At 68.3% G+C, this 25,758-nt stretch carries 28 protein-coding genes; 18 read left to right on the forward strand and 10 right to left on the reverse strand.

All coding sequences use genetic code 11. The annotated features are described in order from the left end of the window. Positions 1–37: 37 nt before the first annotated feature. Positions 38–1,600: an LVIVD repeat-containing protein gene (locus F0U60_RS49825; protein WP_395811469.1), complete on the reverse strand. Its 1,563-nt coding sequence runs from the start codon at positions 1,598–1,600 to the stop codon at positions 38–40. Positions 1,601–1,790: 190 nt separating this feature from the next. Between F0U60_RS49825 and F0U60_RS49830 the strand changes: the two genes are divergently transcribed. The 5 genes from F0U60_RS49830 to F0U60_RS49850 all read left to right on the forward strand — a co-directional run bounded on the left by F0U60_RS49830 (position 1,791) and on the right by F0U60_RS49850 (position 6,463). Continuing rightward, positions 1,791–3,185 carry a WD40/YVTN/BNR-like repeat-containing protein gene (locus F0U60_RS49830; protein WP_395811471.1) on the forward strand — a complete coding sequence of 465 codons (1,395 nt, stop codon included), beginning with the start codon at positions 1,791–1,793 and terminating at the stop codon, positions 3,183–3,185. 4 nt (positions 3,186–3,189) lie between these two features. After that, positions 3,190–3,813, forward strand: a complete 624-nt coding sequence (locus tag F0U60_RS49835) for a hypothetical protein (RefSeq protein WP_395811473.1) — start codon at positions 3,190–3,192, stop codon at positions 3,811–3,813. An 8-nt stretch (positions 3,814–3,821) separates the two neighbouring features. Continuing rightward, entirely contained in the window at positions 3,822–5,024 is a 1,203-nt protein-coding gene (locus F0U60_RS49840; protein WP_395825788.1) for a YncE family protein, read from the forward strand. Continuing rightward, a complete protein-coding gene (locus tag F0U60_RS49845) occupies positions 5,021–5,716 on the forward strand; it encodes a c-type cytochrome (RefSeq protein WP_395811475.1) in 696 nt (231 codons plus the stop codon). The genes F0U60_RS49840 and F0U60_RS49845 overlap by 4 nt, the downstream gene beginning before the upstream one ends. Positions 5,717–5,848: 132 nt before the next feature. After that, positions 5,849–6,463, forward strand: coding sequence for a TIGR02265 family protein (locus F0U60_RS49850; RefSeq protein ID WP_395811477.1), 615 nt, complete (start codon positions 5,849–5,851; stop codon positions 6,461–6,463). A gap of 21 nt (positions 6,464–6,484) precedes the next feature. Here the strand turns inward: F0U60_RS49850 and F0U60_RS49855 are convergent, their stop codons facing one another. Beyond that, entirely contained in the window at positions 6,485–7,402 is a 918-nt protein-coding gene (locus tag F0U60_RS49855; protein ID WP_395811479.1) for a hypothetical protein, read from the reverse strand. Positions 7,403–7,943: 541 nt separating this feature from the next. Here F0U60_RS49855 and F0U60_RS49860 point away from each other — a divergent pair. The 5 genes from F0U60_RS49860 to F0U60_RS49880 all read left to right on the forward strand — a co-directional run bounded on the left by F0U60_RS49860 (position 7,944) and on the right by F0U60_RS49880 (position 11,391). Next, a complete protein-coding gene (locus F0U60_RS49860; RefSeq protein WP_395811481.1) occupies positions 7,944–8,474 on the forward strand; it encodes a hypothetical protein in 531 nt (176 codons plus the stop codon). A gap of 43 nt (positions 8,475–8,517) precedes the next feature. Beyond that, on the forward strand, positions 8,518–8,925 hold the full coding sequence (locus tag F0U60_RS49865) for a DUF2203 domain-containing protein (RefSeq protein WP_395811483.1): 408 nt from the start codon (positions 8,518–8,520) through the stop codon (positions 8,923–8,925). A gap of 145 nt (positions 8,926–9,070) precedes the next feature. Continuing rightward, positions 9,071–9,589 carry a hypothetical protein gene (locus F0U60_RS49870; protein WP_395811485.1) on the forward strand — a complete coding sequence of 173 codons (519 nt, stop codon included), beginning with the start codon at positions 9,071–9,073 and terminating at the stop codon, positions 9,587–9,589. A gap of 74 nt (positions 9,590–9,663) precedes the next feature. Then, positions 9,664–10,581, forward strand: a complete 918-nt coding sequence (locus tag F0U60_RS49875; protein WP_395811487.1) for an NmrA/HSCARG family protein — start codon at positions 9,664–9,666, stop codon at positions 10,579–10,581. Positions 10,582–10,659: 78 nt separating this feature from the next. Next, positions 10,660–11,391, forward strand: a complete 732-nt coding sequence (locus F0U60_RS49880; protein WP_395811490.1) for a hypothetical protein — start codon at positions 10,660–10,662, stop codon at positions 11,389–11,391. Here F0U60_RS49880 and F0U60_RS49885 read toward each other — a convergent pair. Then, positions 11,388–11,663 carry a YgaP-like transmembrane domain gene (locus F0U60_RS49885; RefSeq protein WP_395811492.1) on the reverse strand — a complete coding sequence of 92 codons (276 nt, stop codon included), beginning with the start codon at positions 11,661–11,663 and terminating at the stop codon, positions 11,388–11,390. The genes F0U60_RS49880 and F0U60_RS49885 overlap by 4 nt on opposite strands. A 212-nt stretch (positions 11,664–11,875) precedes the next feature. Here F0U60_RS49885 and F0U60_RS49890 point away from each other — a divergent pair, with 212 nt between their 5' ends. Then, positions 11,876–12,133 (forward strand): hypothetical protein, encoded by a 258-nt coding sequence (locus tag F0U60_RS49890; protein ID WP_395811494.1) that lies wholly within the window; start codon positions 11,876–11,878, stop codon positions 12,131–12,133. A 21-nt stretch (positions 12,134–12,154) separates the two neighbouring features. On the opposite strand, the gene F0U60_RS49895 is transcribed toward F0U60_RS49890, so the two are convergent. Next, positions 12,155–13,117: an ornithine cyclodeaminase family protein gene (locus tag F0U60_RS49895; protein WP_395811496.1), complete on the reverse strand. Its 963-nt coding sequence runs from the start codon at positions 13,115–13,117 to the stop codon at positions 12,155–12,157. 196 nt (positions 13,118–13,313) lie between these two features. On the opposite strand from F0U60_RS49895, the gene F0U60_RS49900 reads away from it, so the two are divergent. After that, positions 13,314–15,425 (forward strand): ATP-binding protein, encoded by a 2,112-nt coding sequence (locus tag F0U60_RS49900; RefSeq protein ID WP_395811498.1) that lies wholly within the window; start codon positions 13,314–13,316, stop codon positions 15,423–15,425. A gap of 25 nt (positions 15,426–15,450) precedes the next feature. On the opposite strand, the gene F0U60_RS49905 is transcribed toward F0U60_RS49900, so the two are convergent. Together F0U60_RS49905 and F0U60_RS49910 are read right to left on the reverse strand one after the other, a co-directional pair. Next, positions 15,451–17,082, reverse strand: a complete 1,632-nt coding sequence (locus F0U60_RS49905; protein WP_395811500.1) for a Sapep family Mn(2+)-dependent dipeptidase — start codon at positions 17,080–17,082, stop codon at positions 15,451–15,453. Between the two features lie 141 nt (positions 17,083–17,223). Continuing rightward, positions 17,224–17,625: an Mpo1-like protein gene (locus F0U60_RS49910; protein ID WP_395811502.1), complete on the reverse strand. Its 402-nt coding sequence runs from the start codon at positions 17,623–17,625 to the stop codon at positions 17,224–17,226. A gap of 108 nt (positions 17,626–17,733) precedes the next feature. On the opposite strand from F0U60_RS49910, the gene F0U60_RS49915 reads away from it, so the two are divergent. The 3 genes from F0U60_RS49915 (at position 17,734) to F0U60_RS49925 (ending at position 20,023) form a co-directional block, all read left to right on the forward strand. Beyond that, positions 17,734–18,795: a hypothetical protein gene (locus F0U60_RS49915; RefSeq protein WP_395811505.1), complete on the forward strand. Its 1,062-nt coding sequence runs from the start codon at positions 17,734–17,736 to the stop codon at positions 18,793–18,795. A gap of 53 nt (positions 18,796–18,848) precedes the next feature. Continuing rightward, complete coding sequence (locus tag F0U60_RS49920) at positions 18,849–19,088, forward strand: hypothetical protein (RefSeq protein WP_395811507.1); 240 nt, start codon at positions 18,849–18,851, stop codon at positions 19,086–19,088. 284 nt (positions 19,089–19,372) lie between these two features. Continuing rightward, positions 19,373–20,023, forward strand: coding sequence for a hypothetical protein (locus F0U60_RS49925; protein WP_395811509.1), 651 nt, complete (start codon positions 19,373–19,375; stop codon positions 20,021–20,023). Between the two features lie 21 nt (positions 20,024–20,044). Here the strand turns inward: F0U60_RS49925 and F0U60_RS49930 are convergent, their stop codons facing one another. Beyond that, positions 20,045–20,479, reverse strand: a complete 435-nt coding sequence (locus F0U60_RS49930; RefSeq protein WP_395811511.1) for an acyl-CoA thioesterase — start codon at positions 20,477–20,479, stop codon at positions 20,045–20,047. 267 nt (positions 20,480–20,746) lie between these two features. Between F0U60_RS49930 and F0U60_RS49935 the strand changes: the two genes are divergently transcribed. After that, a complete protein-coding gene (locus F0U60_RS49935; RefSeq protein ID WP_395825790.1) occupies positions 20,747–22,468 on the forward strand; it encodes a metallophosphoesterase in 1,722 nt (573 codons plus the stop codon). Here the strand turns inward: F0U60_RS49935 and F0U60_RS49940 are convergent. After that, positions 22,457–22,918 (reverse strand): hypothetical protein, encoded by a 462-nt coding sequence (locus tag F0U60_RS49940; RefSeq protein ID WP_395811513.1) that lies wholly within the window; start codon positions 22,916–22,918, stop codon positions 22,457–22,459. The genes F0U60_RS49935 and F0U60_RS49940 overlap by 12 nt on opposite strands. A gap of 124 nt (positions 22,919–23,042) precedes the next feature. On the opposite strand from F0U60_RS49940, the gene F0U60_RS49945 reads away from it, so the two are divergent. Next, positions 23,043–23,693 carry a TonB family protein gene (locus F0U60_RS49945; protein WP_395811515.1) on the forward strand — a complete coding sequence of 217 codons (651 nt, stop codon included), beginning with the start codon at positions 23,043–23,045 and terminating at the stop codon, positions 23,691–23,693. Positions 23,694–23,724: 31 nt separating this feature from the next. On the opposite strand, the gene F0U60_RS49950 is transcribed toward F0U60_RS49945, so the two are convergent. Continuing rightward, on the reverse strand, positions 23,725–24,102 hold the full coding sequence (locus tag F0U60_RS49950; RefSeq protein WP_395811517.1) for a hypothetical protein: 378 nt from the start codon (positions 24,100–24,102) through the stop codon (positions 23,725–23,727). A 137-nt stretch (positions 24,103–24,239) separates the two neighbouring features. Between F0U60_RS49950 and F0U60_RS49955 the strand changes: the two genes are divergently transcribed. After that, complete coding sequence (locus F0U60_RS49955; RefSeq protein ID WP_395811519.1) at positions 24,240–25,289, forward strand: MBL fold metallo-hydrolase; 1,050 nt, start codon at positions 24,240–24,242, stop codon at positions 25,287–25,289. 6 nt (positions 25,290–25,295) lie between these two features. Here F0U60_RS49955 and F0U60_RS49960 read toward each other — a convergent pair whose 3' ends face one another. Beyond that, positions 25,296–25,748, reverse strand: a complete 453-nt coding sequence (locus tag F0U60_RS49960; protein WP_395811521.1) for a hypothetical protein — start codon at positions 25,746–25,748, stop codon at positions 25,296–25,298. Between the last annotated feature and the right edge of the window lie 10 nt (positions 25,749–25,758).

Here is a 25,758-nt window from a genome sequence, read left to right on the forward strand (position 1 = left end):
ACCCTCTCCCAGAGGGAGAGGGAGGGGATTCGCGGGGTCACGGCTCTGGGAAGATGAGCAGGCCTCTCGATGTGTCGATGACGTAGATGTACCCGTCTCCTGGGACTCGCATCCCGATCGCCCCGTCGTAGAAGCTTTCTCCTCGGCCCGGATCCGTCTCCCGATAGGTGTTGTAGTACGCCACCTCCTTCGGGTTCTCCGGCTCCGAGACGTCCAGCACCCTCACCCCGTGCTGGTAATGCGCGATGTAGAGCCGCTCCCCCTTCAACACCATGTTGTGGATGGAGGCGTTCGCTTCCAGCTTGTACTCGCCTATCCGCTTCGGGCTCGTCGGGTCCGTCACGTCCAGCACCCTCAAGTGCGCTCCCCAGTTCTCCCCTCCCTCGAACGCGATGAGCCGCTCCCCGAACTTCCCCACTGCGTTCGCGTGACTCGTTGCGTATGCGTAGGCGAACGAGCCCAGTCTCTTCGGGTGCTCCGGGTCCCTCACGTCCACGATGAGGTACCCGCTCGACCAGTGGTTGATGTACAGCCGCCCCTCGAAGGCCAGCGCGTCATGCGGGTAGCCCACCTCATAAGGACTCTCGACCGCTCCCGGCACCGCGTACTCGCCCAGCAGCCTCGGCGCGGTGGGCTCCTGAATGTCGAAGATGAGCGTCTTCGGCTGCGGGCTCGGCGACATGCCGTACAGCCGGTCCCCTTCCACGAAGACGGTGTGCACGTCGATCGGCCCCGTCCCCGGGAAGCTGCGCACCTGCTGCGGCTCCGCGGGGTTCGTGATGTCGAAGACCACCACCCCCGTGTCCGCGCTCGCCACGTAGAGCGCGTTCCCCTTCGCCCACGCCCCATTCCAGTAGTTATCCGTCGGCAGGCTGATCCGCTTCTTCAACACCGGGGCTGACTTGTCGCTCACGTCGAACACCGTGAGGCCCCCCGGCTCGTCCCCCTTTGAGGTGGACACCACGTACGCATGGCCCTGCGTCACGTAGATGTCCACGGGCTTGCCCTGCTCCACGAACGACTCGGACACCAGCCGCAACCCGGAGGACTCCGCCTCACCCGCTCGCCGCTCCCACTTCACCGCCATGAAGGTGCCCACGCCGGAGAGGCTGCCATTGCGGCACGTGACGTAGCAGCCGTACAGCCGGTTGCTCTCGGCGCGGCAGCCCACCAGCGAGGTGCGCCTGGACACATTCAAGGAGGGCCTCCGCGTGATCGACAGGAAGAAGCGGTCCGCCTCCACCCGACGCTCTGTCGGCGCTCCTCCCAGGAAGGAGTCGAGGCTCCCGTCTCCCGAAATGCGGAAGGAGCCCGAGTCGATGTACGGCGGCTCGTGATCAGTCCGGTACACCACGGTGTAGATGCCGTCTCGCGGGAGGCTGGCCAATGAGGCCGTGTCGCACCCGATGCGCTCGAAGGACGCCTCATCCCCACAGGTGTGCGCGGAGTCATAAGACAGTCCGCACACGGCGTAACGGCCGGGATCCACCCAGTCCGTCTCGGACGACACCGGAGGCGTCGGTTTCTCCTCTTCGCGGCAACCCGACAACGACAGGCTTCCCATGACCAGGACAGCCCAGGTGCTCCACATTCCTCTCATGTGTGCGCTCCCCCTTCGTGGCTCCGGTCGTACACGATACCGCTCCCTGTGACCCGCAGCGCCCGGCCCCGGCGCATGCCCGGACAACGAGCGAGCGACGGACACATATCGGGTCCTCCAAAAGAGACGCCGGTATACCGTGGGCCCTGCGACGTTTATCGTGCGGTCTCCGTCCACGGAGTGCTTCGCCATGAAACGCCTGACCTCGCTCTGCCGCGGATGGGTGCTGCTGCCACTCGCGCTACACGCCCCCTCCGCTCTCGCGCACCTGGGGTACCCTGACACCACCAGCGTCAGCATCCGCCGCGACCACCCCGAGGACATGTTCGTCGGCGCCACCTTCGGCGCGGTCGTCTCCCGTGACAGCGGCAAGAGCTGGAATTGGGTTTGCCCCGAGGCCATGGGCTACGGCGGCTGGCGCCCCGAGACCTTCCTCTGGCAGCCCGACGGCACCCTGCTCGCGGCCACTGGCGCGGACCTCATTCGCTCGCGCAATGGGGGCTGCACCTGGGAGTCGCACCCCTTCTTCAAGCCCAAGGGCCTGTGGCCCATGAGCCTGGCGTCCCCGGCGTCCAACCCCTCGCGCCTGTGGGTGTCGACGGGCCGCGCCGCCTCGCCCAATGGCCTCTACCGCAGCGACGACAGCGGCGAGACGTTCATCCCCACCACCCTGCAGAGCAACACCCCCGACAAGAATGACAACGCCGTCTTCACCTCCGTGAAGGTGGCGCCCTCGGACACGCGGCGCCTCTACGTCTCCGGCAGCACCCCCGAGGGTCTGCGCCTCTATCGCAGCGCGGACGAGGGCGTGACCTGGGAGGAAATTCCCCAGCCCTTCCCCGAGTACTCGAGCCCCTCGCGGGCGTATGACTTCTTCGTCCTGCGGGTGGCCGACAATGATCCGGACCACCTCTGGGCGCGCGTCTCCTGGCAGGGCTGGACGTACGTGCTGGAGAGCCGGGACGGCGGCCACACCTTCCGCTCCATCCTCCACCCGAAGAACCAGGAACACGACGGCATCGACGAGTACCTCATGGGCATCGAGGTCTCCGCCGATGCGAAGACCCTCTGGGCCGCCACCCCCACGCGCCTCTTCCGCCTGCGCGAGGGAGACACCGTCGCCACCCTCCTGTCGCTGCCTGACGGCAACGCCTGCGTGGAGCGCCAAGGCGATGTCCTCTTCGTCTGCGGCGCCACCCGGGTACACGACTGGGCCCTGGCCACCACTCGGGACGAGGGAAATACGTACACGACCCTCCTCAACCTGCCCGACCTCAAGCCCCCCTCTTGCCCCGCTGGAACTCCGGCGCATGACATCTGCATGCCGCGCTGGCCCCAGTTCGCATCTCAGCCCGACATCGGCGCCGACCCGAGCATCCCGGGAACGGATGGCGGGACCCCCCCGGACGCGGGCTCGCCGGACTCGGGCACCCCGGACGCGGGCCCGTCCGAGCCTCCCCCCGTGACGCCTACTGATCCCCCCAAGAAGCCTGGGTGCTCGTCTACTGGAGGACTCGTGCCCGCGGCCGCCTTCTTCGTGCTCACTACCCTCCGCCGCTCGCGGCGGCGCAACCCGGAGAACTGACGACATGAACGTGAGACACCTGAGCACTGCCTGTGTAGCCGCCCTCGCCCTGGTCACGTCTGCCTGTGGGAAGGACCCCGTCGAGTGCCCGGAGCCCCTCTATGGCGGCGGGGCCACCGACGAGGCCTGGCACGCCATGGTGGATGTGAAGACGAAGCCCATCGACTCCTCCCGCGCCGTCACCCTCCTCTCGCCCTCCGAGGGTGAGGTGTACGCGGCCGATTCCGCCCCGCCCACCTGGCAGTGGACCTCTCCACTGGAGGCCTCACTCTCGCGTCCTCACGCCCAGGGTGCACTCGCCTTCCAGGCCGCCCCCCGCCCTTCCCGCTCCTTCACCGCGTGGCTCGGCGAGCTGCTCGTCCCCACGGCCCATGCGCACCTGCCTCCGTACACGGGTGACCTCTATTGGGTGGAGATCTCCACTCCCGGCGCCGAGTGCCCCGTGGCCCAGGTGCTGACCTCGGAGCTGTCGTGGCAGCTCGACGCCAACACGTGGGCCGAGCTGGGTAAGCACGCGGGCAAGGACCTCTCCGTGCAGGTGATGAGCGCCTACCTCGTGCAGAACCGCGTCACCGAGGGCCCCTTCCGCCTCGCCACGCCGCGCAAGTTCCGCCGAGGTGCACAGTGAAGCGCCGCCTGCTCACGCTGCTCGCCCCACTCGCGCTCGGGGCGTGCACGAGCTCGGAGGTGCCGGAGCTCGACTACTCCATTGAGCAGCCGTGGCCCTCGGGACCGGAGCTGCCCCCGGTGGGCAACGGGCGCATCATCATCACCAACAGCATGGACGACACGCTGAGCCTGCTGGACCTGGACACGATGCTCTCGCCGAGCTGGGGCGAGCTGGCGCGCCTCCCGGTGGGGCTCAACCCCGTGGAGCTGGAGGGACCGCACCACTCCGCCATCTCTCCGCGCGGGGACTACTACTACGTGGGCCTCTCCTACTACGTGCCCGGCGCGGGCTCGGGTCCGCACGGGGCACACGGCAGCGGGACCGCGGATGGCTACTGCCTCAAGCTGGATGCGAAGACCAACCGGCTGGTGGGCTCGGTGCGCGTGGACCGCAACCCGGGAGATCTCATCATCAGCGCGGACGGCCGCACGCTGTACCAGACGCACTTCGACATGCTGAAGATCACCGAGGTGGCGAGCCGCGGCGGCCCCGAGAGCGAAATGAACGCCCGCCTGGCCATCCTCGACGCGGACACCCTGACGCGCAAGGCGATGGTGCCAGTGTGCCCCGCGCCGCATGCGGTGCGGCTGTCCCCGGACGGGACGCGGGCCTATGTCGCCTGCATCTCGGACGAGGTCGCCGTGGTGCAACTGGACAAGGACAACCTCGTCACCCCCATCAAGATGCCCAACGCAGGCTCTGCCCTGGCGCCGAAGCACGAGCCGTACGCGCTCACCCTGTCGCCCACGGATGGCGCGGTCTGGGTGAGCTCGCTCAAGAGCCGCACGGTGCACTACCTGGACCCCGTGACCCTCCAGGTGGTGCCAGAGCGGGCCATCTACGGTCTGCGAGGCTCGCCCATGTTTGGCGTCGTCAGCCCGGATGGCCGCACGCTCTACATGCCCTACCAGAGCGTGGACGCGGTGGCCGTCATCGACACCGCCACGTCCAAGGTGACGCAGGAGATTCACCTCTCGACCGAGGGCTGCATCAACGTGCACCAGGTGGAGCTGACACCCGACGGCAAGCACGCGCTCGCGGTCTGCGAGGGCGACCACCAGGGCCCGGGCACGCTGCATGTGCTGAACCTGGAGGCAGGCACTGTGGAGAAGACGGTGACGGTGGGAATCTTCCCGGACTCGGTGGCCATCCTGCGGGGGACGCCATGAGGTGGCTGGGATTGGGCGCAGCGCTGCTCGCAGTCGGCTGTGGCCCCACACCCGCGGCGGAGTACGGCGAGGAGCTGTTCAACGACCCGACGCTCTCGACGAGTCAGTACAACACCTTCTCGTGCGCCACGTGCCACGCCACGACGGCCACGCCTCCCTCGGACAAGGTGTACTCAGGGCTCTCACTGCACAACGTGGCCTCCCGTCCTCACTGGTGGGGCGGCTACGAGACGCGCCTGCTGGACGCGGTGAACTTCTGCTACACGGCCTTCATGCGCGGCGTCACCCCGCTCGCGCCCGAGGACCCCAAGAGCCGCGCCCTCTACGAGTACCTGGTGAGCCTCAGCCCGGACGCGAGCGCGCCCGCGCAGCCCTTCACCCTCGTCAAGGACATCACCGACGTCCCCCGGGGGAACCGCCAGCGAGGCGAGGTCGTGTACCGCGCCGCCTGTCAGGACTGTCACGGGGAGGCCCACACCGGCAAGGGCAGGCCCTCGGAGCTCTCCCCCATCCTCCCCGAGGTCTCTCAGGAGTACGGCACGCTCTTCCCCAACGTGCCCCCGGGGCTGGTGTTCATCGAGAAGGTACGACACGGCCGCTTCTTCGGCGTGGGTGGAAACATGCCGCCCTACAGCCGCGAAGCCATGTCTGACGAGGACCTGGGTGCCTTGCTTACGTTTCTCGACCTCTAGAATCAGACACCGCATGTCATTGTAATTCTTCACTGTTGGCGCCATGAACACTCTCCCATCGTGGCGCCCACACAACAATGACTTCCATGATAAGAATGCAGGAACACCGCAACACGCGTGGGAGAACCCCCAATGAACAGCACTTCGACGGCGCAGTCTGCCCAGGGACTCGGCTCGCAGAAGGAGCTTGAGCAACGACTGGCAGTGGTTGGACCCAAGGACACCACGCGAGGGTTCCTCTTCGTCGCCGCGCTGGAGCTCGTGAAGGCAGAGGGGAGCGCGGACGCCCTGAAGCGCTGCATGGAGGCCGCGGGCAACACGAACTTCACGGCCTTCTTCTCTTACCCTGTGGCCACCATGTTGAAGCTGAGCTACGCCGCCGCGCGGGAGCTGAGCGGCAAGTACAACGGCTTCGATGGCGCGATGCAGCAACTGGGCTTCCGCGCCGCGCCCCGCTTCCTGGAGTCCACCACGGGCAAGATGCTGCTGTCGCTGGTGGGGAAGGATCCCAAGCGGCTCATCGACAGCATGCCCAGCGCCTACAAGGCGGCGTGGGACCACGGCACCTGCTCGCTGACGTGGAACGGGCCCAAGAGTGGCCGGCTCACCTACGTCAACGCCGTGCCCGTCGCCTACTTCTCCGGCTCGGTGCTGCAGATTCTCTCGGCCGCGCAGCTCAAGAACGCGCAGGCCATTGGCCGGCAGACGAGCCTCACCGAGTTCACGGTGGACTTCTCCTGGGAGTAGGCGCGCCCGGCGCGCGGGGGCTCAGGCCACGCGCGAGCGCTGGGGGGCGGACTCGACCTCGCTGCCCTCCTCGTAGCGCCCCGTCTGGATGGACCAGTCCACGTTGGCGCGAATCCACCGGCGCACCCCTGTGACGAGCGTGGCCACGTTCGCGTCGTGCTCGCCGAACGAGGGCAGGTTCTTCTCCTGCTCGATGAAGCGCCGCACGGCCGCGTCGTGCATCTCCACCGCCTTGTCGATGGCCGCCTGAAGCTCCAGCCCGTACTGCTTCTGGAGGGAGAACACCAGGTTGGGGTGGAAGTCGTCCTTCAGGTCCTGCGCCAGCGAGAACAAGTCATTGGCCCAGGCGATGATGTCCGTGGCCGTCTCAATGAGCTGCGTCAGGGCTGGGTGCGACAGGACCTCCTCGGGCAGCAGGAAGCCCTCAATGGCCTCCACCTGGGTGAAGCCCATGTACGTGCCCACCGACAGGCGGCGCAGCTCAATGTACGTGTCCACGTCCAGACAGACGCGGTTGCTGCGAACCTCCGCCTCCCAGATGGTGCCCTTGAAGTAGCAGGCGCAGGACTGGATGAAGCGCTCCATCCACTCCGCCGGCATGCGCTCGGCGATGCGCTCGCGGATGCTCGCCAGGAGCCAGAGCAGCGGCGGCGCGTCGTTGTAGGGAATGGCCCCCTTGAGCACCGCCAGGGCCAGCTCGCTCTGCTGGCGGACCCACTCGGCGGGCACCTCGCCCACGTCCACCTGGTCATCCCACGAGAAGTTCCAGATGAGGAAGTCGAGCGCCCCGCGAATCGCCTCCTTCGAAGCCTCGGGGTGGCACCGACCCAGCAGCACGGGGAAGTGGCTGCGCTGCAGCTTGCGGAAGACCGCGTGCTTCGCATGCACCCCCAGGTACTTCGCCCATCGCTCCAGCGCCTCGCCCTCGATGACATTCATGAGGGGGTTCAGCTCTTGCGGAAATGGGCAGTACAACCTCGGAAGATGAAAGTCGTTCATTTTCGCTCCCCCAACGACGACCTGTGAATCCAACCCGACACGTGTCGTGCAAGGCGCGGACCCACGCTTTGAGTCGTCAACACACACACAACCCCACCGGGAGGGGGAGCGAGCGTCTAGAGGGAGCGAGGCGTAGAATTCTATCCAACGCTTCTCAAGCTTCCCGTTTTCTCGTGCTTTACTAGGAGGTCAAATCGACCCGGTAGGTCATTCGCACCCCGCTCACTGTGTGAACAGGGGTGACTGGAAGTTTTCAGACCCGCACGGAAACCCATTCATCTGCTGTGGAGTGTTTGCGTTTGAGTGGATGGAGTGGATCTCCGCGCCACACAGCCGCACGGGGAGTCCGCACCGAGACCGAAGCCGGTAGGTGCGCCAGGACCCGTCCCCCTGCCTGCACCGGTCTCCAGGACCATTCCGAAACCCGGCAGGCGTCCTTATACCTTTGAAACATCCAAGGCACGCAGGCACGGAGAGATCCATGGGTAGGACCTACAGTTTCGAACCCTTCCTGGCACAGCAGCCCGCGCAGACCTACAAAGGCTCCGGTCCGCGACTGGGGAACGAAGAGCACAAGATCGCCCTCACCAAGGATGAGGAGAAGGATTCCCTGCCCAAGGCGCCCACCGAATACGGGCAGGCCCACGCCGAGACCGTGAAGCGCTACAAGGCTCGGGCTCAGGCGCGTAAGCGCTCGGCGGCGAAGACGCCCGCGCAGGCGAGCCCTGCGGCGAAGAAGGCCAAGACTCAGCGTGCGCCAGCGCGGAAGACGACAGCCAAGACGGCCGCCCCCAAGGCGGCAGCATCCAAGGCGGCAGCACCCAAGGCCCCTGCCCGGAAGCCGGAGGTGGCGGAGACGTCGAGGGCCCCCGCACGGAAGCCGATGTCTGCCACCGGGCTGGTCGGGACCATCGGACGCAAGGTGGTGACACGCGCCGCGGCTGCGGCGAAGAAGACCGTGGCGCGCGCCGTGAAAACAGCCACCACGCGCAAGCCGACCAAGAAGCGTTGAGACTCACCGCAGGTGCACCTCGGGCGATAAGCTCCAGGTCGCCATGCGCTACTTCGGAGTGGAAGAGGCCAACCGTCTCATCCCGCTGCTCACCCGCACCTTCGAGAAGGTGCGCCCGTGGGTGGAGCGCGCGCACGCCACCGTCCGCGAGCTGGAGCTTCTCCTAGGGAACGGGGCCGGGCCGGAGCGCACCGCGCCCCTGCGTGCCGAGCGCGACGCACTCCTCGAGCAGATCCGCGCCGAGCTGGAGTACTTCCAGGACCTGGGCGTGGAGCTCAAAGCCGCAGATGGCCTGGTGGATTTCCGGGCCCTCAAGGGCGGGCGACCTGTCTACCTCTGCTGGCGATTTGGCGAGCCGGCCGTGCGGCACTGGCACGAAATGGACGGAGGCTTCGCAGGACGACAGCCCATCGTCGACGTCCAGGACTTCGCGACTACCTATCTGAGCTGAACCCCGGGTCTCGTGAGCCCCATCGGCCTGGCGACGTGGGCCTCGCCTCCCCGCCTGCCCCCAACCACGGTTCCAGCCCTGTGGGGTGCTCCCTACCTTCCGCGAACACGCGCCGGACAACCGGCCGACAGCTCAGGAGGTAGGGATGCGGACCTACAGCTTCGATCATTTCAAGGCAGACAAGCCGGAACCCAGCACGACCAACCCGGGCGGCGCCGAGCAAACTCCTCCGGCGGAGCAGGCGAAGCACTCGGTGCCTCCTTCGGAAGAGGGACAGCTGCACTACGGCCGCCAGCATGCACAGACGGCCGAGCTGTACCAGAAGCGCCGCGAGGAGCGGGAGCGCGCCGAACAGATGCGCGTCTCCGAGGCCCAGCAGGAGCCCATGGGCGCAGAGGCCCCACCGATGGAGGCTCAGAAGGTGGAGACTCAGGAGCAGCCCGCTGCCGCCGCCCAGCCGGAGGAGTCCGGACGCGAGGGCTTGAAGGACCTGGCGCAGGACGCGGTGGCGAGCGTGGTGGAGGCGGCTCGCGAGGCGGCCAAGGGCCGTCCTCTATCGGGGGCTCGGAAGCTGGCTGGTGACGCCTTGTCGGGCGCACTCCGGGTCGCACGTGAGGTCTCCGCCCGAAAGGCCGAGAAGAAGGGACCAGGCAAGAAGCGCTAGCACCGTCGTCTCACCCTCGCCCCGCGCGCCGCCCATCCCCACCTTGGGGAGAAGCATCTCTCCGGAGGAATCGCATGTTCCGACCCCTGACAGTGTTGGTGACCGGTGCCACCGGAAAACAGGGCGGCGCGCTGGCACGACTGCTCCTGAAACGAGGTCACCGCGTGCACGCCTTCGTCCGCTCTCCGGACTCGCCCATGGCGAAGGACCTGCAGCAACGCGGCGCGGAGCTCACCCTCGGTGACTTCGATGACCCGGACAGCATTGAGCGCGCCATGCAAGGCGTGGACGCCGTGTTCGCCATGGCTACGCCCTTCAACGCGGGAGGCCTCGAGGGCGAGGTGCGCTACGGCCGCCACCTCATCGACGCCGCGAAGCTCGCCCACGTGCGCCACTTCATCTATTCCTCAGTGGCCGGCGCGGACCAGAACACGGGCATCCCCCACTTCGAGACGAAGCACGTGGTGGAGGAGCACCTGCGCAACAGCGGGCTGCCCTACACCATCGTGGCTCCCGTCTTCTTCATGGAGAACTTCCTCGGGCCCGCCTTTGCCCAGCGCCTGCACGAGGGCGTGCTCTCCATGGCGCTGCCGCCCCACCGCGGGCTGCAGATGGTCCCCGTGGCGGACATCGCCGCCTTCTGCACTCGCGTGATGGAGTGGCCCGAGGAGCTCTTCGGCCGGCGCATTGAGATCGCCTCGGACGAGGTGACAGGCGAACAGGCGGCCGCCCTCATCTCCTACGTCAGCGGGCACAAGCTGCGCTACGAGGAGATTCCGCTGGAGGCTGTCCGCTCGCGCAGCGAGGACATGGGACTGATGTTCGAATGGTTCCAGCGCGAGGGTTACCACGTGGACGTCTCGCTGATGCGCCGGGACTACCCTGAGGTGGGCTGGCACACCTTCGAGGACTGGGCTCGCGCGCAGGACTGGGACGCGCTGCTGGGGACCACCTGGCGAGGCCCCATCGCCGCCGAGCCCTCGCCCACCTAGCCCGTCCACCGGGCAGTCACCGTCCGCCCTCGCGCACGCGTCCGGGGTCCCTCCTAACTTTCCAGCAGGAGACCCCCCATGCGTACGCGTGCCTCGTGGCCCGTGCTCGCGGCGCTGTTGCTCGCCGCGGGCTGCGTGAGCCAGACGACCCTACAACCTCTTCCAACGACTCCCACCACCCAGGCGGGCTCGGCCGTGAGCGAGGCCGAAGGCGTGCGCCTGGTGGCGGATGGAGATGCCTGGCGAGGCACTCCCTCCAACCTGGAGAACATCGTCACCCCGGTCCAGGTCCGCATCGAGAACCAGAGCGGCCGGGCCCTGCGCATCGACTACGACCACTTCGTGCTGGTGGGCGCCTCGCGCTTTGAATACGCCGCCCTCGCGCCCTTCGAGCTGCGCGAGGAAGGGCTCTCCGCCGTGGGCGGCTCGGGAGGAGGGGGCAGCGTCGCCCTGGGCGTGGGCATCGGCTCCTGGTGGGGCTGGGGCCCGAGTCCGTTCCGCTCCGGGTACGGCTGGGGACGTTGGGGCTGGGGCCCAGGCTGGGGCCCGGGTTGGTACGGACCGGGCTGGTATGACCCCTTCTATGGGCCCTACGCCTGGCGTCCTCCGGAGCCACTGCCCACGCGAGACATGGTGCGCAGGTCCCTGCCCGAGGGCACGCTCGAGACGGGCGGCACCGTCACCGGCTTCCTCTACTTCCAGAACGTGAGCGAGCGTGAGGGACACGTCACCCTCCAGGCGAGCCTGGTGGATGCGCGTACCGGAGAGCAGTTCGGCACGCTCTCCATCCCCTTTGTCGTGCGCTCCTAGTGCAGCAGCGTCGGACGCTCCGTGTGGGCCATCGGCGGGTGGGGCAGCAGCGAGTCCTCGCCGATGAGCCCCACCTTGCGACGAATGGCCTCGCCCTTCACGGGCAGGCCAAAGAATGGACCAAAAAGACAAACATCGAACGCTCCGGCGAGCAGGGGCACCAGCCCCACCAGTGACAGCAGCTTCCCCTTACCGGAGCCCGAGGACAGCCCGCCTACCACCAGGGCCGCGCCCGCCAACATGCGCGTCCAGCGTCCCGTCCTCGAAGCCATGAATCCCACCATGTGCACCTCCCAGGCCCGAGGAAGATGGGCATGCGAGGGCAGACGACACCAGCGTCCCCAGGTTGCTCGCCACCTTCGTGCACCGGCGAACCCTCCACCCCTGTCTGGCTGCTCGCTCGGTGCCAGGCGACTTCCACGTTCCTAGGTTGAATTCCGGGGGCCGCCGCCCGCTGCCCCGCTCGTGGAGGAGGGAAGAGCACATGGTGGAACGTTCGGAGCTGCATGAGGGGATGACGGTGTGGACCCACCGGGGCGAAAAGCTTGGCCATGTCGTCGAGGTGACCGACGAGGAGCTCATCGTCGAGAAGGGCCTCCTCGTCTGGCGCAAGGACTACGTCGTGCCGCTCGATGACGTGCGGGAGATCATCGCGGACGAGGTGCACCTGCGCCATGGTCCAGACAGCCTGCTCTCCGGGCCTCGGGAGATCTCCCGCACGGCCCGGCGCACCACGCACTGAGTCCGCACGCGTGGCGAGGCGTCAGGCCCCGAAGTCCACGCGCTGCACCGTGTCGTCCGTCCGCGCGACCTGATAGACGTGCCACGCCGCGACGAGGTCCTGGAAGGGCAGGCCCACCGCGCCGAACAGGGTGACCTGCCCCGCGTCGGTCCGCCCCTTCTTCGTCCCGGCGAGTACCTCGCCCAGCTCCGCGTGGATGACCTCATCGCCGAGCCCCACGCCCGCGGGCGCGCCCATGGCGACGTTCAACGCGCGGTGGTCGCAGAAGAAGGTGGACTGGCGCAGCAACCCGGCGGCGAGCTCGGCCTTACCCGGCTCATCCGCCCCCAGCGCCGTGATGTGCGTGCCTCCGCGAATCATCCCCGGGTAGAGGAAGGGCTCGCGCGAGGGCGTGGCCGTGATGACAATGTCCGCGTCCTCCACCGCCTCCTCCACCGACATGGCGGGCCGCACCGGCAAATCCAACGCCTTGTACATGCGGGTGGAGAAGTCCACGGCCCGCGCCACGTCCACGTCATACACACGCACGTGGTTGAGGCTGCGCACCAGCCGCAGGCTCTTGAGCTGCATCGAGGCCTGGGCCCCCGCGCCAATCAGCGCCACGCGACAGGCGTCCTGCCGGGCGAGCACGTCCGCGGCCAGCGCTCCCACCACCCCGGTGCGCAGCGCCGTGAGGTGCCCCGAGTCCATCACCGCCAGCAGCGCCCCCGTCTCCAGGTCATGCAGCTGCACCACGCCTTGGATGGCCGGAGTCCGTCCGGGGAACTTCGCGTGGACCTTCACGGTATAGGCGGGGATGCCTTGCAGGGTGCCGGGGAAAATCACCATGGCCGTGCCGCGCTCGTGCAGGGGCGCTCGGGCGCGCTGGGGCTCCACCGAGCGGTGCTCGGCGTCCGCGCGGAAGGCCTCGCGCATTTCCGAGAGCAGCGTGAGGGCCTCCATGTGGCGGATGACGTCGGTGCGTGAGAGAAGGAGCGTGCTCATCTTGCCCCCAACCTAACCCTTCCCCTTCCGTCCGGGGGGCTATGTCGCGCTCGATGGCCGGCAAAAAGCCTGCCCCCTAGGGAGGAACGGCCTGCGCGAGGAGCGTCGGGGGGCTCCGTCGCATGACGAGGGGAACTCCAGGCGCTCTTCCGATGCTCCGTGCACGATCTCTGGTACGAGGCGGGGGCTGCCCACCATGAGCAGACTCGAGGCTGGCGGCGGGGGGCAGCCTCGGGGGAGCGCGCTCATGCGGGACCAGGATCCACCTCAACCGCTCCGGACCTCCGAGCCGGAGCGGGGTGAACACCGGCTGGCGGACCTTCTCCGTCTACACCGGGAGGACATCCTCTCCGACTGGGAGCACGCCCTGCACGCGCATGACCCGGAGCGACCCCCGGAAGGCGTGCTGTCGCGAGACCATCTCCCTGGCTTCCTCGAGCTGCTGGCGGACGCGGCGGAGAACGCCCACGATGAACAGAGCGTGCAGGCTCCCCAGGTCATCACCCGGGAGCACGCCCTGGAGAGGCTGGAGCAGGGCCACACTCCAGAAGAGGTGGCTTTCGAGTACAGGCTGCTGCGCGGTTGCATCCTCCGGCGGCTGGCGAGAGAGAGCCATGAGCTGAGCCTCGCGGAGCTGGAGTTGCTCGACGAATCCATCGACCAGGGCGTCATCCACGCCATCACCCGCTACGCCCAGGTGCGTGAACGGATGCTGCACGCGCTGGAGCGCGTCTCCGAGGCGGCGCTCGAGAGCGAGGACGTGGACACCTTCCTGCCCAAGCTGCTGCGCGTGTTGATGGAGGCGGCGGTGGCGGTGGACGGAGCCATGATCCTCCTGCTCGAGGGAGACCTGCTGCGGATGCGCGCGGCGGAGGGAGTCGGGGCGCGGAGGGCTCTGGCCGAAGGCTTCAGCATCCCCATGGACCGAGGCTTCTCCGGTGAGGTGCTCAGCGGACGGAAGCCCCTCGAGGTGCGCTCGGGCGCCACCGACCCGCGGCTGGGCTACGACCTCCCCCGCGAGCTCGGCCTGCGCGCCGTCTACAGCGTCCCGCTGCTGCATGGAGAGACACTCATTGGCGTAGCGCACATGAGCTCGCGGACCGTCTTCGACTTCAGCGAGTCCGACAAGCTGCTCTTTCGCGCCATGTCGACCCGCGCCACCGGCTTCATCGTTCAGGCGAGGCTGGCGGAGCGCGAGCGGCTCGCCCGGGACGAGGCCCAGCGCTCGCTGGCGCAGCTCAACACGCTGCTGGAGGTGTCTCCGGTAGGCATTGGCTTCCTGGACCGGGAGCTGCGCTACCTCCGCGTCAACGAAACCCTGGCGAAGATCAACGGCCAGCCGGTGGCCTTCCACCTGGGGAAGACGGTGCGCGAGGTGCTGCCCGGAGAGCTCGCCGACAGCCATGAACGCCTCTTGCGCCAGATACTGGAGACGGGCCAGCCGGTGTCCAACCACGAGTTCATCAGCCAAAACCAAGACGGCGCCGGTCCCACGCACCATTGGCTGGGCAACTACTACCCGGTGCGCTCCGAGAGCGGCGAGGTGCTGGGGCTGGGCTGCGTGGTGGTGGACATCACCAAGCAGAAGGAGGTGGAAGCCGAGCTGCGCCGCTCGGGTGAGCTACGCGAGCAGCTCATCGGGGTGCTCGGGCATGACCTGCGCAACCCGCTCAACGCCATCAGCGCCTCGGCCTTCCTGCTGCAGCGGACGGAAGAGCTGGAAGACAGCTCCCAGCGCGCAGTGGAGCGCATCCGCAACAGCGCGGCGCGGATGGCGCGGATGCTCAGCGACATCCTCGACTTCGCACGCAGCAGCATGGGAGGCGGCCTGCCCGTGCACCGCGAGCGGGCGAACCTGCACGACATCTGCCGGAGCACGCTGGAGGAACTCCAGGTGGCCCACCCAGGCCGCCGGCTGGAGCTGGACGCGCAGGGCGACGGTTGGGGATGGTGGGACCCGGACCGGCTGGCGCAGGTGGTGGGCAACCTGGTGGGCAATGCCTTGCAACACGGGCGGCCGGACAGTCCCGTGCGCGTGGAGGTGCGCGACGTTGGGAGCGAGGAGGTGCGCCTCTCTGTGCACAACGAAGGCGAGCCCATTCCTCCCGAGTTGCAGGCGGTGCTCTTCCAACCTTTTCGCCGAGGCACCACCGGTAAAGCAGCCACCCGCAGCGTGGGGCTGGGGCTCTACATCGTCCGGCAGATCGCGCGCGCGCACGGGGGCGAGGTGGAGGTGCGCTCCACCCAAGGCGAAGGCACCACCTTCACGGTGCGCCTGCCGCGCGACGCCATCGGGCCCCTGCATTGAGCCCGGCGCCCTCGCCCTCCCGGCCTCACTTCGCCGGCGGAGTGAGGGCCAGGGTGTGCAGGGCCTCGGCGACCATGCGGGTGACGGCGTCGAGGTTGTCGAGTGAGATGGACTCGTCCGGAGCGTGGCCCGTGTAGAGGTCGCCGGGGAAGGCGGGCCCGAAGTCGACGGCACGCGGAAAGAGCCGCGCGTAGGTGCCACCGCGCACGGACGTGGGCGTCGCCTCCGGCTCATTCATGTGCCGCTTGTAGATGTCGAGCAGCGTGGTGACGAGCGGCCCCGAGGTGTCCGCCACGTGCGGGTCCCCCACGTACCGGCCCCCTTCTCCGCCCTTCACCGCCTTCAGCTCCTTCACCCGTCCGCCGGAGTCCCGAGAGAGCAGAGCCGCGGCCTCGTCGAGCGAGGCATTGAAGGTCGCGGAGTCCTTGCCCTGAGGCCGGCGCATGTTGATGCTCAGGCTCACCTTGCCCTCCTTCACCCGCAGCACGGTGGGCGCGACAAGGAGCCGGCCCATCAGCGTGTCCTGGTAGGCCACGCCCAGCTTTTCACCCCAGTGGTCCCCATCGAAGCGGCTCGCCACCACACCCAGCAGGGCCTCGATGCCGTTGGGCTCCAAGGGCAGCTTCGCGGCCACAGCGGCCAGGTCCCACATCGCGTTGTGCCCCTCCTCCGCCACCGAGGCGTGCACCGCCTTGCCGTGAGTGGTGAGGACCACCTGGGTGCCCTCCTGCTTCACCTCCGCCTGGAGAGAGGGACGCGCCTTGTGCACCGCCGCCACAGCGTCCTTCACGGCAGCGAGCGCCTTGTCCGGCGCCAGGCCCGCGGGCTCCAGCTTCAACACGGCAGCGCCAGGCACCTGCGTGAGAAACTCTCCCGCGGTGACGTCCACGGCGCGCATCCGTCCCGCGGTGGGCTGCGCGGGCGCTATCCCGAGCTCGGCCTCGAGCTGCCACGCGACGAAGCCGCCCTGCGCCGCCACCACTGGGAAGTCCGAGTCCACCGAGATGACATGCGTGGGGTGCGGCTTCTGCGTCTCGGCGTACTTCTGCATCCCGCTCCAATCACTCTCCTCGCCATTGCCGATGATGACGAGCACCTTGCCCTGACGAGGGCTCAACCCCAGCTCCTTCGCCAGCGAGATGGCCACGAGGGCGGAGGCCAGCGGCCCCTTGTCGTCCTCGACACCGCGGCCATACAGGCGGCCCTTCTCGACGTACGGCTCGAAGGGAGGCTTCTTCCACTCGTGCGCGGGCGCGGGGACAACGTCGCCGTGGAAGACGAGCCCCAGCCGCGGCTCGCCCTCGCCCCAGGCCAGCTCGAAGACGTCGTTCTCGCCCACCGCGCGGAAGCCAAGGCCGTGCTCACGGGCCCACTTCTCCAGGAAGCGGCGCATGGCGGCGACCTCCGGGCTCTTCGCCGCGGGCTGCTCGCTGCTCACGGTCTTGAAGCGCACCAGCGACTGGGTGATGTCCACCACCTCGTCGAGCGCGCACGCCTTGACGTATTCGGCGTAGCGCTCCGCAGGGGACTTGCCCTTCAAGGCCTTGTCGGAGAAGCGCGCGGCGCGGGCCTTGGGAGTGCCCTTGCACCGGGCATCACCGGCGAGCGCGAGGGAGGGAAGCAGGAAGCACAGGGCGGCGAGCAGTCGGGTTCGCATCGCGCCCCGGTGTACACCCAGGCGTGGCGCGTGTCCCGGGCTACGGCGAGGAGCACCGGTTCGCGCTGGCACACGCCCATCAGGAGCGGCCCATCCCTGGGGGACCGCCTGCCTGCTCGCCTGCTGAAGTCCGACGGTGGCTCAGCGGCCGTTGCGGCGGCTGCGCACAGGCACGGGGATGGGGCGGAGGTGACCGCCGGACTGATCGTCCTCGTCCCGCACGCCCGCGCGCGCGAGGTGCTTGGACAGGCGGCCGACGAGCATCAGGCCCGCCATCCGGAAATCGGAGAAGAGCGACCACAGCGGGTACTTGAAGGTCGCCGGGCGGTTCTTCTCGAGGGTGAAGTGGCTCACCCAGGCGAAGCCGTAGCCCGCCACCACCGCGGCCGGCAGCAGCGCCGCGTTGCCCGTCAGCGCGGAAGTGACCCCCAGGCTCACTGCCACCGAGGTGCCCAGGAAGTGCAGCCAGCGGGTGATCGGCAGCGAGTGCTCACGCAGGTAATACGGCCAGAATTCGGCGTAGGTCGGGATGCGCTCGGTCATAGGTGAATTGTGCTTCCGGAGCCTCCCCTTCCGTCAACCCTTTGCAACACGTCTTTGATGCTCCGGTATCATTCGGCCTAACTTTGTAGGGATGCGGGAGGACGGATCGTGAACGACTGGACGCCCAAGCTCAATTCCGCCACCGCGCTCGCCAAGCTTCCTCTGACCCCCGAGGAAGGCTTCGTCCTCTCGCGTCTGGACGGCGCCACGCCGGTGCGGCACCTGACGGCCCTCACCGGACTCCCACCCGAGCGCATCCAGGCCATTCTGACGCGCCTCGTCGAACACGGCGCCGTGCTCCCCTCGCCCACCAGCGCCTCCGCGCCCCCACCTTCCGCGACCCCCCCTCGGAGCGCGGCACCTCCCCCGGAGGAGTCCCCGGAGGACAGCGAACCGCTCCTGGCCGACAGTGAGGAGCCCCTGAGCCCCGAGGAGGAAGCCCCCGAGGAAGACGACGCCTCGGCCGAGGCCGCTGCGGGGAACTGGAGGCAGATCTTCGAGCGGCGGTTGCACCCTCTCCCGGAGAACGAGCGAGCAAGCCTCGCGCGCTCCGCCGAGGATCCCGAGCTGTCCGCCTTCTGCTTCGACCCGGTGCCGGCGGTCATCAAGTCCGTGCTGGAGAACATGCGGGTGGGCCTGGGGCACGCGCGGCTCATCGCGAGGCACCATCACAACCCGGTGGGACTGGAGGCGCTCTGTGGCCGGGCGGCCTTCGCGTCGGATGTGGGAGTGCGCCGATGGCTGGTGCGCAACCCGCAGCTGCCCTCGGGGCTCTACCGCCGGCTGTGGAGCGGCCGCCGCTTGATGGAGCAGTACAAGGTGGCGATGGACCGGGACGTGCCCGAGGGCACCCGCCGCACCGCGCGTGAGGTGATGCGCACGCGCTTCAACACCGCGCCGGCTGAGGAGCGCGTGGAGCTCATCATCAACACCGAGGGGCGAGTGCTGGCCTCGCTGGTGGGGCTGGGGGTGGACGGCAAGACGGCGGCGCTGCTGTGCGGGCGCACCTACCGCTCGCCCATGCTCATCCAGAACATCGCGCGCTGGAGCGCAGCGCCACCGGCGCTCATCGTCCACCTGCTCAAGCAGGAGGCCGTCCGGAGGCAGCCGCAGCTGCGCATGCTGCTCCAGCGCCATCCCAACGCCCCCGCGGACGCGCGCCGCGGATAGCGCCGGGTACGAGGGACACGCGTATGATGTGACCCCATCGTCAGGGGGGTCACATGAGACGAGTTCTGGCGTTGGTGCTGCTGCTCACCGTCGAGACCGCGTGCCCACATGCATGGGGCAGGGAAGGCACGATCGACAGGGCCCTCGAGCAAGACATGATCGAGTACTACTCGATGAAGGAGTGCTCGCTCGATGAGAAGTCGTGGATGGAGCTCTGCAACGACCCGAGCAATCCCGATAAGCAGCGACACTGCCCCACGGAGTGTCGCCCACCTGATGAAGCCAGGCGATGAGCCGGGGGACTCCTCAAATGAGATGGCACACGCTCCTGGCTGCCTCGTCGGGGCTCCTCCTGACCCTGCCATTGGCAGGGCTGCTCCACATCGCCATGTCCGGACACAGGGCGGAAGTATCACACGCCCAGGACAAGCCCCTCGTTCCCATGCTCTCACCCGAGGAACGCCGGGGTCTGCTCACCTACGGGCACCCATGCGACAGGGAGGCGGACTGCGAGCCTCCCCTGCGTTGCTTCTTCAGCACCCACACGATGAATCGCTATTGCTCGGACAGCAGATGCATGACGGACCAGCATTGCCGTGAGGGGTTCGTCTGCCGCACCCAGACCACCACCTCCCGGGGAGACCCGCTCCGCGTCTGCGCATTGGTGGGCGTGCGCAAGGAGGGCGAGGTATGCATGGCGCATTCCTCTACCCGCGACTATGCGTGTGAGGACGGACTGCTCTGCCATCTCCGGTGTGGCCGTCCCTGCGAGCTGGATGACCCCGCCTCCTGTCCCGAGGGGTTCTTCTGCCATGAAGGCGCGGAGGATGGACCCCTCTGTCAGCCCACCTGCGAGGGCCGGAGCTGCCCCGAGGACCAGCAGTGCGTCGTCCGGAGACCCAGCCCCCAGGGCCGACAGGTCTCCCTCTGCGCCAGGGTGTATGGGCAGGACTGCAGACAGAACCCCTGCCCCGAGGGACAACTCTGCAGGCTCCACGAGTACCCGGAGCACCCGGAGACGGTGTGGATGGAGTGCGTCTCGATCTGCGACGAGCAGACACCTGTTTGTCCCGACGGCACCGTCTGTCACATGCGCCAATGCCTCGAGGCCTGTACCCCCGAGGATCCCTCCTCCTGTGAGCCGGGTTTCGCCTGCCATCGCAAGACCGCCCAGGAGCCCTGGAGGTGCGAGCCAACACCCCGCGCCTCCAGCCAGCCCTCGCCATAGCCCGCCCGGGCCGCGCTGGCCTCACTCGAAGATGCGGCCCTCGAGCGCCTCGATGGCGGCGCGCACCTCCGTCGGCACGGCCACCTTCTGGTAGGTGGGGTACTGCAAGGTGACGAGCACCGCGCCACCGCGCGCGTAGCGCACGCCACTCTGAGCATCCTCCACCGCGTACTCCATGGTGATGCTCGTAGTTCCAATGCGCGTGACGCGCGCGCCCACCACCAGGTCCGCAGGGAAGACGACGGGGCGCAGGTACTCCGCGTTCGTCGCCGCGACGATGGGGCCCACGCCGCCCTCGGGCTTCTGCATCTCCGGGCTCACCAGCCCTACCCGATTCATGTAGGCGATACGGGCCGACTCGAACCAGGTGAAGTAGCGCGCGTTGTTCACGTGACCGTACGCGTCCATCTCACTCCAATGGATGGGGAAGCGCACGGTGATGGGAAATTCGTTCATGGAGCGCCCATGCACCACGACCCAGGCCCCTCAGCAACCGGAATCATCCGCTTGCTCGCCTACTCGGAGAGCGAGCACGGAAGTACGCGGAGTTGACCGGAACACGAGGCTGGGAGACCGTCACGCACAGTGACACCGAACGAGCCTGGCACCGCGACGAAGCCGCAATCTCCGCAGACGCACGAAGAGCCCGCCCGCGACTTCGCCCTCCACGAGGTGGGCCCCAGCGACACGGGGACCGCGACGAAGCCCCAGCAGCACGCGGACATGGTGCGCTGGCTCCACCCGGGCATGCTCATCCGCACAGGCCTCGATGCATTGGTGGCCGCCGTGTTCGGTGCTCGCGCGGACCACCGGCTCATCGAAGCCGTGGTGCGCCCGCAGCCGCCCTACTTCGACTACTCGGAGGAGTCCCCCAACGAGGACTTCTGGCTGGACTACGTGGCGGACACCGGTGACGGGTGGAACTCCACCTACGCCGTGGCGCGGTTGATGGCGCTGCCCTCGCTCGAGGTGAAGGACCCCGAGAACCAGCCCCACACGCTCGAGCGCGGACGCATCCTCGTGCTCGGCGGAGACCAGGTGTACCCGGGAGCCAGCCGCGACACCTACGAGGAGCGTCTGATTCTCCCGTACGAGGAGGCCATGGCGCGCACCAAGGCGCCCAGCCCGGATCTGTTCGCCATCCCCGGCAACCACGACTGGTACGACGGGCTGGCCGCCTTCATGCGGCTGTTCTGCGCCAACCGCTGGGTGGCGGGACGACGCACGCGGCAGAGCCGCAGCTACTTCGCCCTCAAGCTCCCGCACGGGTGGTGGCTCATCGGCACGGACGTGCAGCTCGACAGCGACATCGACGTGCCCCAAGTCGAGTACTTCCGTCAGGTGGCCACGCACATGAAGCAGGGGGATCGCATCATCCTCTGCAACGCCGAGCCCGCGTGGATTCTCGCCGCCGCCTCCAAGCGGCGCCGCGGCTACCTGGAGAACAACCTCGAGTACCTCCAGGAGAAGGTGTTCGGCCGGCGCATCTGCCTCTTCCTCGCGGGAGACCTGCACCACTACCGGCGGCACGAGGGCCCCGATGGCCGACACAAAATCACCGCGGGCGGCGGCGGAGCCTTCCTCGCGCCCACCCATGCTCCGGCGGCGCCGCGGCTGCGCGACGGGTACGTGCAGAAGACATGCTTCCCAGACGAGAAGACGTCGCGGAAGCTGGCGCGCCAGAACCTCCTCCTCATCCGCCACAGCCCGCTCTTCGGGCTCATGACGGGCGCGCTCTACCTGCTGCTCGCGCTGGCGACGTACACGGAGATTGGCACCTTCGGAATGTCGCAGTTCACGGAGGCCGTCGGCGCGGTGGCCTCCTCGGTGGTGACACGCCCGTGGTCGCTGACGCTGGGGCTGGCCACCCTCGGAGGGCTCATAGGGTTCGCGGACAAGGCCCTCGGCCGCTGGCGCCTGCTCATTGGCGGACTGCACGGCCTGGCTCACATCCTCGCCGCGTTCTTCTTGGCGTGGGGCTCGGTGTACTTCACCGTCAGCGTGATGGGCTTCTGTCCCGAGGTGATACAGAGCAACGCGTCGCTGGTCCCCGGGGTCGCGCTGTGCTCGGCCGGATGGCATCACGTGTGGGCCAAGTTCCTGCTGGGCGCCCTCTTCACCTTCGTGGGTGGCTTCCTCGTCGGGCCCTTCATCATGGGCCTGTACCTGACGGTGAGCGTCAACGGCTTCCAGGCCCACTCCAACGAGGCCTTCATCTCGCTGGCCATCCCCGACTGGAAGAACTTCCTGCGGCTGCGCATCGACAAGGACGGGCAGCTCACCGTGTTCCCCGTGGGCCTCGAGCGCGTGCCTCGCAAGTGGAAGGAGACGCACGCCGGCCCCTTCGCGCCGGCCTATGATCCCGATGATCCCAAGGCCACCGAGCCCCGGCTCATCGAGGCCCCCGTGCACGTGGTGCCCAAGAAACGCGGCTCAGTCCCATAGCGGCGCGGAGCACTCACCGCACTGGCGCTGCGCCAGGTCCAACCACTCCAGGGCCTCGCCGAGCACCTCCGCGGCGCTCCGGCCGTGCACGTCCAACACCCGGTAGAGCTCGCCGAAGCGGTTGGCCACCGCCAGCACCGCCGTCCCGGGCACGCGCCCGAAGCGCTCCGCGAGCTTCCACGTCACCGTGCCTTCCGGATCCACCAACGCCCCGGGCAGCAGCGGCTCTCCGGGCCGGCCGGGCATCACCACGCTGAAGGCCTCGACCTCCTCCTGGCGCAACCCGGGCGCCCTCGCCATCAGCTCGCGATGCAGCCCCTGACAGGCATCACAGTTGGCGTGCAGCAGCGCCACCAGCATCTCCCGCCGCTGCCATGCATCGCGCGTCCCGCGCGGGTGACCGTCCTCGGACTCGAGTTGGAACAGGGGGATGTCTCGTCGCAGCGGCATGGGCCACCTCCTCTCTTTCGATAACACCCGGCTCCGCACCAGACCCCACATTCCCTCACCAGGGAGATGTCGGGGATTCGCCGGATCAGCAGCGCGCTAGTCCGTTTTCGTGTAAAATTATGACATGACTGGTTGCTCACTCTCCGCGAATCCTCGTTTTACCCTCGCCTGTCTGCTGGCTGCGTGCGTGGCCTTGGGGGGGACGGGATGTGCCACGACTTCACGAGCGACCTCCGCCTCGCTTCCCGCCTCGGAGCCCATCGCCGAGTCCGCGCCGACTCCGGCGCCCGAGCCCCAGCCGGCTCCAGCACCCGTCGCCAAGGCCACGAAGCCCAAGGTCGCGAAGCGCGCCACGCCTCGAAGCACCCCCGAGGTAAAGCCCGAGGTGAAGCCCGAGGCGAAGATGCCCGTGGCGGCGAGAAAGTCCGAGCTGAGGAGGCCCCAATCGGACGGCGCGAACGCGTCCCTCGGAGCTACGCCCTCGCAGCCCGTGCCCTTCGAGCCCGGGGGAATGACGCGCCCCCAGCGGGTGAGCGGGAGGGAGCCGCAGCTCACCGCGGAGGCCCGTGCCGAGCGCGTGCGAGGTACCGCGCTGGTGCGTTGCGTGGTGACGCGCGAGGGACAGGTGACGAACTGCCGGTTGCTCAATGGCCTGCCCCACATGGAGCAGGAGTTGCTCGAGGCGCTGTCCACCTGGCGCGTCACGCCCGTGATGGCGCAGGGCAAGCCGATCGACGTGGACTACACCTTCGTCGTCCGCATCCCCGCGGGGTGAACCGGGCGCCGGGGAACGGACAGCGCTCCCCCTACGCGCCAGGCTTGTGGTCGATCCCCAGGATCACCACGTTCGAGTACTTGGAGAAGGGATCATAGAGCACCTCGAACTCCGTCCCGGGGACGATCAAATGAATGTGCTCGGGCATCAGGCGGCGTCGCTCATTCAAGACCCAGCTCTCGCCCGTCTGCGTGTCGCGCATCTGCAACGTCAGCGTGGTGGTGGGCGCACTGCCCCCGTTGGACTCCGCTTTCACCAGCGTGCCCCGGGCCCGTCTGCCTTCTTTCAGGATCCGCTCCCGCCGATTCGCATCAGCACGAAGGAGCAGGCCGAAGAGCAGGAAGAAGAAGACCGGAATCACCACGAACCCCATCACCAGCCAGAAATTCCTCTCGCTCTCCGACTCCATGGAAGTCTCCTCGCGACCGCGAACCGCCGGCATCCTACCCAACCGGGTGGCACCCAGGAACGCGCGGCGTTAAAGCTGCCGCCATGCCCAAGGGTTCCGTTTTTGGTGGGAAGGCTCACGGTCCGCGCCTCGAGCGCATGCGCGCATCGCCCCGCTTCCTCGACGGGGTCTTCAAGAACACCGCACCAGTAGGCCCTGGCCTCAAACCCGGCACCACGTTCTCGACGATGAGCGAGTACCTGCGCGGCGGTGCGAACCGGACCCCTCCCGCTCCCCTGCCCTCCGAGAGTCCGCTCGCGACATGGGCGCGGCCGGTGGACACGGGACTGCGCGCGACGTGGCTCGGACACTCGACGGTGCTCATCGAGATCGACGGGCTGCGCGTGCTCACGGATCCCGTCTGGGGCGAGCGCGCCTCGCCCATGTCCTTCGCGGGGCCGAAGCGCTTCCATCCCGTGCCGGTGACGCTCTCACAACTGCCGCCGCTGGACGCGGTCATCATCTCGCACGACCACTACGACCACCTCGACTACCCGACGGTCCTCGAGCTGGCGCGGACGGACGTGCCCTTCTACACGTCGCTCGGCGTGGGCGCGCACCTGGAGGCGTGGGGCATCGCGCCGGAGCGGATCACCGAGCTGGACTGGTGGGAGTCCGCCATGCTCCCGCGCGGAGAGCTGCGCATCACCGCCGCGCCCTCGCAGCACTTCTCTGGCCGCGGCATGGCGGACCGCAACCGCACGCTCTGGTCCTCGTTCGTCATCGAGAGCCCGAAGCACAAGGTCTTCTTCAGCGGCGACACGGGACTCACGCCGGAGTACGGCGACATCCGTCAGCGGCTCGGGCCGTTCGATCTGGTGATGCTGGAGGTGGGCGCGTACCACCCGGCGTGGGGCCACATCCACCTGGGGCCGGAGAACGCGCTGAAGGCGCTGGAGCTGCTCGGCGGCGGCGCGTTCCTTCCGGTGCACTGGGGCACGTTCAACCTCGCCCTGCACGCGTGGGACGAGCCAGCGGAGACGCTCGTGCGGCTCGGACAGGAGCAACGGGTGCGGCTCGTGATGCCGAAGCTGGGAACGCCGGTGGAGCCCTCGAGGGTGGAGCTCGTGGAGCCCTGGTGGCGGTCCGTCCGCGCCGCCAGCGCGACCGAGCCGCCCATCGCGAGCGCCGTGGAGCCCACGAGCTGAGCGGCGTCACTCGCCCGGAGGCAGCGGCGTGTACGTGCTGCCCCGGGACACCACCGCCTGCCGCACGGCCTGCTCGAACTCCGCCCGGGCGGTGAACATGCGGATGCCACCCAGCTTGATGCCGGCCATCGTCACGCCCATCTCCACGAGGCTCGAGCCGATGAGCACGCTCAGGGAGCTGAGCCGGGGCGCGACGCGCAGGCCCAGGTCCGTCAGCTCGGTCCGAGCCTCCGTGGTGTAGAGCGCCATCGCCTCCCAGTCGTGGAAGATGTCCACCTTCTGCGCGTTGCGGGAGATGAGCTCGTCGACGGCCGTCACGACGATGCGGGAGAACGCGGCGTCGAACAGGGGCCCGCGAAACCTCAGCACGAGGACATGGAGAGCGGGACTCCAGAGGCGCAGCTCTCCGTTGGTGGAGGTCCACGTCCGGGTTCCATTCGCGAGCGACCTGATGATCATGGTGGGGCGC

The organism is Archangium minus (assembly GCF_044360475.1).
In the GTDB taxonomy this organism is placed as follows: Bacteria; Myxococcota; Myxococcia; order Myxococcales; family Myxococcaceae; genus Archangium; species Archangium minus.

Bases quoted from the DNA above. Each gene is read 5' to 3' on its own strand.
- F0U60_RS49925 (WP_395811509.1), top strand. From the start codon at position 19,373: ATGACGGACCAGCATTGCCGTGAGGGGTTCGTCTGCCGCACCCAGACC.
- F0U60_RS49835 (WP_395811473.1), top strand. From the start codon at position 3,190: ATGAACGTGAGACACCTGAGCACTGCCTGTGTAGCCGCCCTCGCCCTG.
- F0U60_RS49875 (WP_395811487.1), top strand. From the start codon at position 9,664: ATGTTCCGACCCCTGACAGTGTTGGTGACCGGTGCCACCGGAAAACAG.
- F0U60_RS49870 (WP_395811485.1), top strand. From the start codon at position 9,071: ATGCGGACCTACAGCTTCGATCATTTCAAGGCAGACAAGCCGGAACCC.
- F0U60_RS49935 (WP_395825790.1), top strand. From the start codon at position 20,747: ATGGTGCGCTGGCTCCACCCGGGCATGCTCATCCGCACAGGCCTCGAT.
- F0U60_RS49955 (WP_395811519.1), top strand. From the start codon at position 24,240: ATGCGCGCATCGCCCCGCTTCCTCGACGGGGTCTTCAAGAACACCGCA.
- F0U60_RS49890 (WP_395811494.1), top strand. From the start codon at position 11,876: ATGGTGGAACGTTCGGAGCTGCATGAGGGGATGACGGTGTGGACCCAC.
- F0U60_RS49930 (WP_395811511.1), bottom strand. From the start codon at position 20,479: ATGAACGAATTTCCCATCACCGTGCGCTTCCCCATCCATTGGAGTGAG.
- F0U60_RS49880 (WP_395811490.1), top strand. From the start codon at position 10,660: ATGCGTACGCGTGCCTCGTGGCCCGTGCTCGCGGCGCTGTTGCTCGCC.
- F0U60_RS49860 (WP_395811481.1), top strand. From the start codon at position 7,944: ATGGGTAGGACCTACAGTTTCGAACCCTTCCTGGCACAGCAGCCCGCG.
- F0U60_RS49855 (WP_395811479.1), bottom strand. From the start codon at position 7,402: ATGAATGTCATCGAGGGCGAGGCGCTGGAGCGATGGGCGAAGTACCTG.
- F0U60_RS49895 (WP_395811496.1), bottom strand. From the start codon at position 13,117: ATGAGCACGCTCCTTCTCTCACGCACCGACGTCATCCGCCACATGGAG.
- F0U60_RS49950 (WP_395811517.1), bottom strand. From the start codon at position 24,102: ATGGAGTCGGAGAGCGAGAGGAATTTCTGGCTGGTGATGGGGTTCGTG.
- F0U60_RS49825 (WP_395811469.1), bottom strand. From the start codon at position 1,600: ATGAGAGGAATGTGGAGCACCTGGGCTGTCCTGGTCATGGGAAGCCTG.
- F0U60_RS49885 (WP_395811492.1), bottom strand. From the start codon at position 11,663: ATGGCTTCGAGGACGGGACGCTGGACGCGCATGTTGGCGGGCGCGGCC.
- F0U60_RS49940 (WP_395811513.1), bottom strand. From the start codon at position 22,918: ATGCCGCTGCGACGAGACATCCCCCTGTTCCAACTCGAGTCCGAGGAC.
- F0U60_RS49905 (WP_395811500.1), bottom strand. From the start codon at position 17,082: ATGCGAACCCGACTGCTCGCCGCCCTGTGCTTCCTGCTTCCCTCCCTC.
- F0U60_RS49960 (WP_395811521.1), bottom strand. From the start codon at position 25,748: ATGATCATCAGGTCGCTCGCGAATGGAACCCGGACGTGGACCTCCACC.
- F0U60_RS49920 (WP_395811507.1), top strand. From the start codon at position 18,849: ATGAGACGAGTTCTGGCGTTGGTGCTGCTGCTCACCGTCGAGACCGCG.
- F0U60_RS49945 (WP_395811515.1), top strand. From the start codon at position 23,043: ATGACTGGTTGCTCACTCTCCGCGAATCCTCGTTTTACCCTCGCCTGT.
- F0U60_RS49850 (WP_395811477.1), top strand. From the start codon at position 5,849: ATGAACAGCACTTCGACGGCGCAGTCTGCCCAGGGACTCGGCTCGCAG.
- F0U60_RS49830 (WP_395811471.1), top strand. From the start codon at position 1,791: ATGAAACGCCTGACCTCGCTCTGCCGCGGATGGGTGCTGCTGCCACTC.
- F0U60_RS49900 (WP_395811498.1), top strand. From the start codon at position 13,314: ATGAGCAGACTCGAGGCTGGCGGCGGGGGGCAGCCTCGGGGGAGCGCG.
- F0U60_RS49910 (WP_395811502.1), bottom strand. From the start codon at position 17,625: ATGACCGAGCGCATCCCGACCTACGCCGAATTCTGGCCGTATTACCTG.
- F0U60_RS49845 (WP_395811475.1), top strand. From the start codon at position 5,021: ATGAGGTGGCTGGGATTGGGCGCAGCGCTGCTCGCAGTCGGCTGTGGC.
- F0U60_RS49865 (WP_395811483.1), top strand. From the start codon at position 8,518: ATGCGCTACTTCGGAGTGGAAGAGGCCAACCGTCTCATCCCGCTGCTC.